General features: G+C 34.5%; 9 protein-coding genes and 1 pseudogene. 3 read left to right on the forward strand and 7 right to left on the reverse strand.

What is annotated here, in order from left to right:
- Positions 1–198: 198 nt before the first annotated feature.
- Positions 199–441, reverse strand: a complete 243-nt coding sequence (locus ACFIJ8_RS05535; protein ID WP_375639178.1) for a hypothetical protein — start codon at positions 439–441, stop codon at positions 199–201.
- 716 nt (positions 442–1,157) lie between these two features.
- Between ACFIJ8_RS05535 and ACFIJ8_RS05540 the strand changes: the two genes are divergently transcribed.
- Positions 1,158–1,280, forward strand: a complete 123-nt coding sequence (locus tag ACFIJ8_RS05540; RefSeq protein ID WP_375625722.1) for a hypothetical protein — start codon at positions 1,158–1,160, stop codon at positions 1,278–1,280.
- A 1,088-nt stretch (positions 1,281–2,368) separates the two neighbouring features.
- On the opposite strand, the gene lldD is transcribed toward ACFIJ8_RS05540, so the two are convergent.
- Both lldD and ACFIJ8_RS05550 read right to left on the reverse strand, forming a co-directional pair.
- On the reverse strand, positions 2,369–3,520 hold the full coding sequence (gene lldD, locus ACFIJ8_RS05545; protein WP_375626848.1) for an FMN-dependent L-lactate dehydrogenase LldD: 1,152 nt from the start codon (positions 3,518–3,520) through the stop codon (positions 2,369–2,371).
- 1,153 nt (positions 3,521–4,673) lie between these two features.
- Positions 4,674–5,762 (reverse strand): 2'-deoxycytidine 5'-triphosphate deaminase, encoded by a 1,089-nt coding sequence (locus tag ACFIJ8_RS05550; RefSeq protein ID WP_273787835.1) that lies wholly within the window; start codon positions 5,760–5,762, stop codon positions 4,674–4,676.
- Positions 5,763–6,001: 239 nt separating this feature from the next.
- Here ACFIJ8_RS05550 and mutL point away from each other — a divergent pair, with 239 nt between their 5' ends.
- On the forward strand, positions 6,002–7,855 hold the full coding sequence (mutL, locus tag ACFIJ8_RS05555) for a DNA mismatch repair endonuclease MutL (protein ID WP_273787834.1): 1,854 nt from the start codon (positions 6,002–6,004) through the stop codon (positions 7,853–7,855).
- 108 nt (positions 7,856–7,963) lie between these two features.
- On the forward strand, positions 7,964–8,200 hold the full coding sequence (locus tag ACFIJ8_RS05560) for a DUF2093 domain-containing protein (RefSeq protein ID WP_273787833.1): 237 nt from the start codon (positions 7,964–7,966) through the stop codon (positions 8,198–8,200).
- A gap of 19 nt (positions 8,201–8,219) precedes the next feature.
- Here ACFIJ8_RS05560 and lpxK read toward each other — a convergent pair whose 3' ends face one another.
- From lpxK to ACFIJ8_RS05580, 4 genes and pseudogenes are all read right to left on the reverse strand, one after another.
- Positions 8,220–9,260: a tetraacyldisaccharide 4'-kinase gene (gene lpxK, locus ACFIJ8_RS05565; protein ID WP_375639179.1), complete on the reverse strand. Its 1,041-nt coding sequence runs from the start codon at positions 9,258–9,260 to the stop codon at positions 8,220–8,222.
- A complete protein-coding gene (gene waaA, locus ACFIJ8_RS05570) occupies positions 9,250–10,572 on the reverse strand; it encodes a lipid IV(A) 3-deoxy-D-manno-octulosonic acid transferase (RefSeq protein ID WP_012754675.1) in 1,323 nt (440 codons plus the stop codon). The genes lpxK and waaA overlap by 11 nt, the downstream gene beginning before the upstream one ends.
- Positions 10,573–11,453: 881 nt before the next feature.
- Positions 11,454–11,717, reverse strand: a pseudogene (locus ACFIJ8_RS05575) (type ISP restriction/modification enzyme); the annotation flags it as partial.
- A 261-nt stretch (positions 11,718–11,978) separates the two neighbouring features.
- The gene (locus ACFIJ8_RS05580; protein ID WP_012754674.1) at positions 11,979–12,224 is read right to left on the reverse strand and encodes a DUF4170 domain-containing protein; all 246 of its coding nucleotides are present in this window, start codon (positions 12,222–12,224) and stop codon (positions 11,979–11,981) included.
- Positions 12,225–12,251 lie beyond the last annotated feature (27 nt).

Genomic DNA, 12,251 nt, shown 5'->3' on the forward strand with positions numbered 1-12,251 from the left:
GTCTACAAATTTAAAGACTCTTTAATACGTATTGTTTCTTTTTTAGAAATCAAAATTGGTGATGCCCCATTCCTTACCAGAAATTGTATTATTTGAAGAGCAATCTGTATAAGATGATGTAATCTCTTTTATGAAGTTACCTAAAGTTTTTTGAATTTCTAGCATATTGTTTAAAGACAAAAGAAACCTCCCTTTTATTTATGCAAGCAGCTTAGACATCGGCTGATAATTCTCCCGCTTATAAAAAGCTTTTCTGGAATAACCTTCAGAACCACAATAAAGTGGTGAAAAATAAAACAAGGTTTTTAGATGATCATAACGCACAATAAAATCAGACCAGTTTAAATGTTCAATGCTAACACCTGCTAAACAGAGGCAAATAAGTTTTAGCACGCCTTCAAATTGGAAAGACTTAAACCCACACGCTACGACGGATTTCAACTCTCATCATACGATTTACCTTCCCTCTAAAACTTAATCGCTGTAAATATAAAAACCTTGAAACCAGTTCTAAATCCGTGAGAGTGTCTGAATCTTGCTGTATTAAACGTTGAAACTCCTCACGGCTTCTCATCTGAAATGCTAGCATTTTTCATAAAAGGACGATAGTGGCGTTGTAACATCCCCAAAAAGTTTACGACATCACCTGAGAGATTATTGCTGATTTCATGAGATAGAATTAATTTCTGCTCAAAGAAAATCCCACCTATACCAATAAATCTACATGCTATGAGGAATGTCCTCAATAATTTTGATAATTTTTTTAGTCAAATTTCTTTTGTTACCAATATCAGCAGCAACTGTTGTGGAATTAACAGAATTATAATTTTTTATCTTAAAATGTATCCATTATTTTTTATATTCTTTCATCTATCTTAGCCTTCTTTTCCAGCTTCAAATGATAAAAAGTAACTGCAATGTTAAGTCGTCTTGCATTGAACAAATTTCTCGCAAACTATCCCTATTGGCTAGATGACAACACGTCCTTTATTTAAAGAAAGAAAAATTTTCTTTTTTATTCAGCGATAAAGTAAATATTATCCAATTACTTATGAGAGTAATTCGATCAAATGGAAACTGTAATTTTTTCCACTCTGAGTAATCCTGTACCCGTTTATATAGATTTGGAAAGCACGCTGTTATGAATATTCATAAAAATGCTTCAAAAATTGATATCAGAAAAACTTCTGTTTAAAAAAGGGAAAGATGTTCTCTTACTTGCTACTGAAGAACCTGTTCAGATTTGTCTTGATATTGCTGTAGAGCTTCAAAAAACATAAAGTTATCCTAACGTTTACAAGTGTGCCAACAATTCAACTTTGAGATAATATATCTGTGCTAGAGTTATGCCAATCTCACCAATCTGTTGTTGTCTATGAAGAGCATAGTATCAATGGAGAAGCCTAGAGATGCAATTGTTAAATCGCTTATAGAACAAAACATTCTATGCCAATTTGTATCATTAGGAATACCTAACGACCCCATCTGCAATAAAAACAAACTGGATTTTTTAACAAATTATGAAATCAATAGAGAAAGCATAAACAGTGTTAGCAATGACATACTATACAAAAAATATTCAACTGCTTCCTAATATGTTCGCCAGTTCAAAAACATCATAACTCATTGAGGATGTAAGAAAATAAGAAAGAAAAGCACATTAATTCACGCAGTCTTGCTCTCAGTAAACGAGATTTTTTAAAGATTGTATGGGTATTTTTTCATTGCTTAAAAATGTACTCCATAAAAACAATATCATATCCATATAATATATTACCCAATAAAATTAATATAAATAATATATAGATTATATAAATATTATTTATTAGATCCATTTTTTATTATAATTATAGCTTGCAATAAATACATATTGACATTTTTAATAATTTTATTTATATGCCATAATTAATATTATTATATATTAAAATAAAACTAAATGAAGTTTATAAATTTACGTTTTATGCTAATGTTGGAAAGAAGTAATTAACATGTTATATTTTTATATATAGGAGGGAAAAATGCTCACAGCATTATTTATATCTATTTTTTCTATATCAACAATTGTTTTACCTTTAATATCAGCGCTTGTTCCTTTTTATCCATAGAATGAGCTTTTAATAAAATAAGTAAAAGATGTATGCAATGTTATTAGTGTTTTTTTTGTGTTTATTATTATTAAGATTTTTGCGTTAAATATTATTGTATTTACGGAGTATTATTTTAGTTACTGAGTATTTTCTGTGATTTTATAGAGGAGCTTTTTGATCTTTTCTATTTAAATTTAACTGTCAACATATTTGTAAAATATATAATTATGCTCCTCTATAAAAAGACTTTCTTTTTCTGAAAGCAGTATAACATATTGCTTTCATTGCTTAAAAACATCTATATTTACTAGACTCTTGCGTGTAATATCTTTGATTGTCTGAGTGCCGGTCAGTGTCATAGCTACCCGCATTTCATTGGCAAAAAGATCAAGGAGATGCATAACACCTTTCTTACCTGCTGCTGCAAGCGCATAAACAAAAGCACGGCCAATCATAACAGCATCCGCACCTTGTGCTATCATGCGTACAACATCAAGACCAGAACGAACACCTGAGTCCGCTAAAATAGTCAAATGATCCTTTACAGCATCCGCAATTGCAGGCAACGCTCGTGTTGTTGATAATACACCATCAAGCTGACGTCCGCCGTGATTAGAAACAACAATACCATCCGCACCAAATTTTACTGCTTCTCGTGCATCTTCTGGATCAAGAATACCTTTCAAAATCATTTTTCCTTTCCAAAAATCGCGAATCCATTGTAAATCATGCCAACCAATTGATGGATCAAAATTTGCACCAAGCCAACCAACGTAATCATCCAATGCAATTTTCTTTTTGAGATAAGTGGAGACATTTCCAAGATCATGGGGGCGCCCCATAACACCAACGTTCCAAGCCCAATATGGATGAGTAAACGCTTGTAAAAAACGACGTAATCCAGCATAAGGACCAGACATCCCCGAATGCGCATCACGATAACGTGCACCAGGAACTGGCATATCAACTGTAAAAACCAACGTGCGTACACCAGCTAACCAAGCCCGTTCTAGTGCATCACGCATGAAACCGCGATCTTTGAGAACATAAAGTTGAAACCAAAATGCACCTCCAACCGCTTCTTGCACTTCCGCAATGGGACAAACTGAAACAGAGGATAGAGTAAAAGGAATCCCTTTTGCCGCTGCGGCACGCGCTGCTTTTACCTCTCCACGACGTGTATACATGCCCGTTAGCCCAACAGGTGCAAGTACAATCGGTAAATCAAGTGTCTGATCAAAAAGCTTGATTGAAAGATCAACTTCACCAACTTGCCTTAGAATCCTTTGACGCAGTGCAAGAGCTTGAAGATCTTTACAGTTACGTCGCATCGTTTCTTCAGCATAAGCCCCACCATCAATATAGTGAAAAAGAAAGGGAGGAAGACGACGCTTTGCTGCCTTACGATAATCAAGTGTTGAAGAAATAATCATTGATGGCACCATTGTTCCTAAATAAAAAGAGAAGATATCCTAAAACGCATAAAAGCGAATCCGTGTAACTTCCTACTCGATATTCTCCCAAAACGCTCTATTGAATAGATAGAAGCAACAGAGATTGCAACTTTCTAAAAAAACTAATTGATAAAAACAATGTCTTTATTTCTCCTATCCAAATTTAAAATCTCACAGTATGGGGTATCATTAATAACGTATCCACTCATATATTGTTCATGTACAATTGAAGTGTTATACTTTCTTTAAACGAATACCTCTTCGAAAGCGATTGCTCCCCAGCTTAATTAGTTATAATTTAAAGTCGTTTCTCCCTCCAAAGGTCCTTAAATTATCGGTTATAAGAATATAGAGCCTGTAGTCATTAAGTATAAACCATAATCTCCCCCAAAAGATAAAAAAATCCTTTATTAATACTGGAAATAAAGCTATCGCATACATCCAGAAATCTTCTTATATCAATAATCAAAACTGAGACCTATTACTTATTCATGAAAGTTTATAAAAATATACAGTGCCTAATTCACATAAAGCATAAAAAAGTTTTTAACGTTCATACGAGTAGAAGCTCTCCATATTGAATTGAATAATTTTCTAGCAATATTTTATATCTTGAAGCTATAAATGAGTTACTAAAAGTAGAATAATGTTTATTAAAAAAATTGTTACTAAACTGTAGTGCAAAACTTCTTTATTGGCTCTTAAGGATAATTTTATACGAAATAAAATATACTGGTCATTCAAGCTCTAGAAAAATGGAGCAATAGCAGCATCCAATCTCGCATGTTTACTTTGAAAAGCAAATACGTTACTGTTATATTGAATTTTAGTAACTTATTGATTTATTATAATCAATAAATATGAATAACATATTGAATATAGTAAAATTCTTTCATTTTAGATTTTTTCATGATGAAATAATCAAAACTATTCTTTTTCACATCATAAACGAAGTTCGTATAGATACAATCTCTTGAAAAAAAGAAGTAAAAATGCCTCTCAAATGCAAGGGATGCAATAACTTTGGAAACTAAAAATAGAATGAATGGCGCCGGTTTTGCGAAGAACAAATTTTTCTTTTATCCAAAATACACTTTCTGCATACATGTTATCAAAATTCGTAGTTTCCAACTCATTTAAAATGCTTGGACAACTTTAAACCCTGTGCTTGATAATGTGATCCAACATCATGTCCATAAAGGGTTGATGGTCGATTAAGCATATGCTCATAGACCAAACGGCCTATCATTTGACCATGCTCTAAGATAAAAGGAACTTCATGGCTCCGCACTTCTAAAACCGCTCTTGCTCCTTTTCCACCCGCTTCCATATGCCCAAATCCTGGATCAAAAAAGCCTGCATAATGCACCCTAAACTCACCAACTAAAGGATCAAAAGGAGTCATTTCTGCGGCATAAAGCGGAGGCACATGAACAGACTCTCGTGAAACTAAAATATAAAATTCATCAGGATCAAGAACCAACTCCCTTTGACCACGATCAAAAAGAGGTTCCCAAAAATCTAAAACGTGGGCAACAGCACGTTTATCAATATCAATAACACTTGTATGATGTTTACCACGATAACCTATAAGCCCGTTTTCGTCTCCCTTTAAATTAATGGAAAGACCAATACCACCAGCGCTAATATTAGGAAGATCCTCCGATATCAGTGTTTCTTGCTTTTGCAAAGTGTGTAACTCAACTTCATTTAAATAACTTTGCCCTTTTCTAAACCGAAGCTGTGATAAATGTGAGCCTTTATGCACCAAAATTGGAAATGTGCGTGGACTAATTTCCAAATAAAGTGGACCATGATAACCAGCACAAATTTTATCAAACTCCTGAGCATTATCCGTAATGACACGCGTAAAAATATCTAATCGGCCTGTAGAACTTTTGGGATTGGCAACAGCAGATAAAAATTCTGGTAAAGCTAAATTTTCCAAAAGAGGAACAATATAAACACACCCCGTTTCCAAAACGGCTCCGTCTCGTAAGTCAAACTCATGCAACTTTAACCGTTCAAGCTTATCCAAAACTTTTGTATTAGGGCCCGGCATAAAAGAAGCACGTATACGATAAGCTTTCTCCCCTAAACGAAGATCAAGGCTTGCTGGTTGTATTTGAGATCTATCAAATGGATACTGAGCCTTGAGAAAGTTATTCTCAATCAAAGCTTGTATATCACTATCTGCTAAAATACCGCTTATACGCGCCATATATATTGCCTTCCCTTTTTACATTGTTTCTTTTTTGACCTAGATGATAAATTGGTGCAAGCTATTTTAAGGTAATAAAAACTATTTTTTCTGTTTTTTCCAACCGATTTGTTAACATAAAATAAAATAGGAGGTATTGTAAAAATAATACCTTCCATACTCTCTTATTCTTGAATGTCGCGCAAATGATGTTATCATAATTTTTTATAGAAGCCTTAAGATTCCTGTTAGAATTTATTATGATTATACGCCATCTTAGCGAAAATATTATTAATCAAATCGCCGCTGGTGAAGTTATTGAACGACCAGCAAATGTTGTCAAAGAACTTGTTGAAAACGCTATTGATGCTGGTGCAACACGCATCGAAATTATTACAGCAAATGGTGGAAAAAATTTTATAAAGGTGAGTGACAATGGTTATGGAATTCCTGCAGATCAGTTAACTTTAGCAGTTTCTCGCCATTGTACCTCAAAGATTACCGATGACGTACACAATATCTGCTTCCTTGGGTTTAGAGGAGAAGCCCTCCCCTCTATTGGTTCTGTTGCTAAACTTAAACTCATTTCACGAACAAAAGATGCTGAGAGCGCTGCTGAAATTTCCGTTACTGCAGGAAAAATTGTAGGACCCAAACCAGCTGCTGCAAACCTTGGAACAATTGTTGAAGTTCGTGATCTTTTCTTTGTCACGCCGGCACGATTAAAATTTATGAAAACCGATCGGGCTGAAACAAATGCTATTAGCGATATGATTAAGCGAATTGCTATCGCATTTCCACATATCCGCTTTTCTCTTTCAGGACTAGATAGAACATCTATGGAACTGTCCGCTACAGAAAATAATATTCAAGGACAATTGCAACGTATTACGCAAATTATGGGAAAAGAATTCGCCCCTAATAGCATCGCACTGAATGCTGAACGCGAAGCAGTGCGCTTAACGGGTTTTGCCTGTTTGCCATCCTTCAACCGAAATAACAGCCTTCATCAATTTGCTTATGTTAATGGGCGTCCCGTGCGTGATAAATTTCTATGGGGCGCTATCCGAGGCGCTTATGCTGATGTGATGACACGAGATCGTTATCCTGTCGCTATTCTTTTTATTGATCTCCCACCTGCTGAAGTAGATGTTAATGTACATCCAGCCAAAGCTGATGTACGATTCCGTGATCCAGGATTAATTCGTGGTTTGATCGTTGGAGCTATTCGTGAAGCATTACAGCAATCTGGTATTCGTCCTACTTCAACCCGTTCTGAAGCAACGCTAGCTGCATTTCAAATACAAAAACCATTGGCACAACAACCGTTAGGCAATTTTAAGAACACGTACCAGTCCTCTTCTTATAGCCCACAGCCTCATCATTTTTCCACCGCTTCAATGGTTCACAAACCATTGGATATGACCAGTTCTTCTGGTTTGAAAGAAGATGCTACTCCTATTATGGAGGGCTTAAATATACCAAGTGGGGATGCATACATTCCAAACACTACATCTTCATCAGAAGAGTTATCTTATCCACTAGGAGCGGCCAGAGCACAAATCCATAAAAACTATATTATCGCCCAAACACAAGATAGTTTGATCATTGTCGATCAGCATGCAGCTCACGAACGATTGGTTTATGAAGCACTCAAAAATGCACTCTATTCCAAACCGCTTCCTTCACAGTTATTACTTATTCCTGAAATTGTAGAACTCTCTGAAGAGGATGCAACATGCCTTTTAACCCATAAAGATGCTTTGCAAAAATTTGGATTAGGAATAGAACCATTTGGACCAGGAGCAATTGTTGTGCGTGAAACACCTTCCATGTTAGGAGAGATCAACGTCCAAGCCCTTATTAAAGATCTCGCAGATGAAGCCGCTGAGTATGATACAACAAACAATTTAAAAGCAATGCTTGATTATGTTGCAGCAACGATGGCTTGTCACGGTTCAATACGGTCAGGCCGCCTTTTACGCCCCGAAGAAATGAACACACTGTTGCGACAAATGGAGGCAATACCCAATACAAGTACATGTAATCATGGACGCCCTACTTATATTGAACTCAAATTAGCAGATATAGAACGGCTTTTTGGCAGAAAATAAACTCTTAACTATTTTGACAAGAAAAATACTTTTAAATTAACTCTCAACTTTATAATATATCTTATGGCACTTTTCTTGAATCTCTTGTATCAGTAAAAAGGAATTATAATGTTTTCCGATAGTGAACGCGAAGCAAAAATTCATTATTCTAATAATGGATATGACATTATAGAATATGGTACCTATACCATTTGTGCTGTTAGCGGACAAAAAATCCCTATAGATGATTTAAAATATTGGAATCATCACCGTCAAGAAGCATATGCTAGTTGTGAAATCTCCTATCAGCGCGAACTTGAGTGCAACCCATATCTCAAGCAATTGTTAAAAACAAAAGAAAAATAAACCCTCGAAATCTATAAATTTAGCCTTTACCTTTTAGACAAGAAAATTCAAGGGAACGTTTTCTAAAGCGGGTCATGACCTCCTCAAGGACCATACGACAGAAATCTTTTTGAACAAAATCGACATTCACATCAAAGACAATAAGATTTTTAAAATCTTTTTGCGTGTGAATTGTCTGTATACGAATATAATCTTTAGCTGTTGTTGCTAGCCATAAATTGTGCATTTTAGCCTTTTGTATAAGGCTTTTTAAATTTTTATCTGTGAAAAAATAGTGGTCTGGATATATGTAAGTTTGCACCACATGACCAGACAATTCTTTAATAGATTTAAAAAATTTATCTGGATTGCCAATACCGGCAAATGCCAAAAATGATTTTCCTGAAACCTCATCAGAGGCACTGGCTTTAAGATGAGCACGATATAAAGGCTTTCCAGTACGAGAAACAAGAAAAGCAATATTATCAGGCGCATCGGAGTGACCAATCAATAAAACACTATCCATAAAAGTAAACTGCGTTTTTAATGGTACGCGCAAAGGTCCTGCTGGAAAGACAGCTCCATTACCAAAACCACGCATCGCATCAACAACGAGTAACGTATAATCCATATAAAGACGGCGACTTTGAAATCCATCATCCATTAAAATAAGATTACATCCCTCTTGCTTAAGCCGTTGTGCCGCTGCATAACGATTAGGTGATACAGCTACAAAAGCATGCCGTGCAAGTAAAAGTGCCTCATCTCCAACATTGTGTGGAGTATCATATTTCTCATTTACAAGATGTACCCCTTTAACTGATCCACCATAACCACGTGATACAACACCAGGTACGAAACCAAGTTCTTTAGCCACTTTGGTAAAAGCAATAACAACCGGCGTTTTACCCGCACCGCCACATGTAAAATTTCCAATACACAAAACTGGCAAATCAATCACGGGAGGCTGTCTTGCCATAAAACGACTTGAAAAATAACCATACCCCCATGAAACTGGAGCTAATACAAAACGCAAAAAGCTTTTATTTTTCCACCAAAAATGGGGGGCGCTAATATGCATATCTACCCTGACGCTGACGTAAACCTGTTTGTATTACAAGGGGTTGTAAAAATGGATCTAAAATCTTTAATGTGCGCTCAAGTGCACCTGCCATATCTGTCGCCACTTCATGAGCCTTATCAACCATTTCTTGTCGCAATGTTTCATTTGTTAAAAGCTTATACACCTGAATAGCAAGCTGTTTTGTATCTTGAACCATATATGCTGCATCATGTGTTAAAAATTGTTCGAACATTTCTTGAAAATTTGAAACATGGGGTCCTGTCAAAATAGCGGAACCAAGCAAAGCCAATTCCAATGGATTGTGTCCACCATTTCCACATAACGACTTACCAACGAAAGAAACTTTCGATAAGCGAAGAAAAAGACCCATTTCTCCAATTGTATCTCCCCATAAAATATCGGTATTCATGTTTGGAACAGCATCTCTACTCCTACGAATAAAACGTAATCCCTTATTGTCGCATTTTCTGATAAGATCTTCTGAACGTTCAGGATGACGAGGCACAATAATTGTTAATAAATCTGGCAAATAATTTTTAACAATCTTATGGACCTCAAAAGCAATCTCCTCTTCCCCTTCATGCGTTGAAACAGCAGCCCAAACTGGGCGATTGCCGATAGCATTACGATAACGTGCAAGCAATGCTTGATTTTCAACCAGAAAAACATCAGCCTTGAGATTACCAGAAAACGTAACAGATTTTACGCCAAGTGTATGGTAATAAGCTACATCTCTTTCGTTTTGACCAATCGCCAAATCAATATCCTTAAAAATATGTTTGGCAAGAACGCGTCGTTTTTGCCAAGCTTTAAAAGAATGTTCAGACATATGGGCATTAACCAAAATCTGCGGAATACGCATTTTTGCAAGTTCTTTAATACGAAGAGGCCAAATTTCTGATTCACAAATCAAGGCGAGATCAGGCTTCCAATGACTAATAAAACGGCGCACTGCAAAATCTAAATCCAAAGGAGCATATTGATGAATCAACCTATTACCAAAATGTTTTTTCACAAGAGTAGAAGATGTTACAGTCCCAGTTGTCATTAATACATTGATTTTTAATGATAAAATATAGTTTACAAGTGGAACAAGTGCAAGTGTTTCTCCAACACTTGCTGCATGCAACCAAACTAACGAACCTTGGGGGCGTACATGAGAACTTTTACCTAAACGCTCTTTTTTGCGACACCACTCTTCTTTTCCACGAATAGCACGAAAGAACAAATAAAAAGGAATAACAGGACATAAGCAAAAACCAATCATCCGATAGCTTAAAAGAGCCGTATGTGCCTTTAATTCTACCATTTAAATCACCTCATCCAGCTACTTTAAGATATCTATATGCTTATTTTGTTAAAAAATTCATCAACACTATTAGTTACATCCATATTTTTTTAATATTATCCATATCTTGAATAAAAAACGCTTCACCCATGAGAAAATTCAATACATAAAGGACAAAAAACGTAATTTTATCGCCATATTTTTTTTAAAATTTCCCTATAAAGATAACATATACACATTATTTATTTAAATCTCTTTTAATGAAATTTTGTCACTTATATCGATTTTATCACTGCATTCTGCACCCTATAAAAAATCTTACTTAAAAAATAACAAAGCTACATTTCAGTCGATTATAATTTTGAAAATATAAATGATAAATATCATACAACCTATAACATAGATTGTATCAATTTTTTTCAGCTCACTGAATAAATACTTATTATGATTTTAGTAAAACTTTGAATTTTGCACGTTGGTATTTTAGAGAAAAAACTTATTTTTACATATATTATGTATTATCAATTTTTCAAAAAATAAAATATGTTTAAAAAAGCCTAATCTCTATGATTTCATTTCAATAAAATGAATATATAAAACTAATCTTAAAAAAACTTTTGAACGGTATAAAGTTCTCATTTTAAATTGTGATATAATCTCTTAAAGGTAATCCAGAAAAATCTAATCTTGTTTAATAGAAAATTTCTTAAAAGTCTTAAAGCAATTTAAATAAGAGTTTTCAAAATTTTAAATCCTCTCTTTTCAGGAGATCGCATGGTGTATTATTCCTTTTAAGATTGTGTATAATCAACACAAAATGATTAATTTATAGATTGTAGTTTTAAACAAGTACTCAAAAAAACTTATGAGGTAAGTTAACTTCATCAATCTATTCAGTTTTTCTAAGTTTCTAATTTTGGTAAGTTTCTAACGACTTTCATGGTTTCTAAGCTTATAGTGATAACTTGTTGGAAAAATTCCAATGGATAAGTAGGGAGTGCTAATAATCTCAACGAAGTAGTAATTGGTATCATTAATAATGCTACTCTTTTTATTAATCTGAACGCATTAATGTTTCATACTCCATTCAAAAGCAGAGTGACTATTCACAATATAATCATAAACTTCGAGTGATCGCTCGTCATGATAATATTGCTGTTGTAAATAGGTTAATAGAACTGTCTTGCATTTTTATTAAGCGTAAAGATGGTGGTGCAACAATGGATTTTATAACTTGCACGAACACCATTATGGAATGTGCTTGGGTGCTTTGAAAGATGTTTCCTTAAGAAAACATATGAATTTTAAACAACAAGCATATTCTTTTTTACGGCATTCTATTTTACCCGAAGAACGTACCTATGGAAAGAACGATTAAACAAAAGCGTGAAGCAATCTACAGGCTATAATGACCAAATATTCAAGCTTTACTCTGCATCGCCTAACTCAGCATCAAGAAACTGATGCAAATCTACAATGTAATAACGTTGTAATGCATTATCTACACTGCTTTGTGCTTTTGCCTGCCATGCTTCTTGAGCGGATTGATAATCTGAGAAAATACCAACCACATCTAAATCATCAGGATTCTTAAATTGATTACTGTTAAGATTTTTTAATTCCCCACCAAATACAAGATATAAATATTGTTTTTTTTCGTTGGTTTCAGTCATATGTGCCTCCATATCATTTAGATTATT

Source organism: Bartonella sp. MF74HXZ (assembly GCF_042194445.1).
Lineage (GTDB): Bacteria > Pseudomonadota > Alphaproteobacteria > Rhizobiales > Rhizobiaceae > Bartonella > Bartonella grahamii.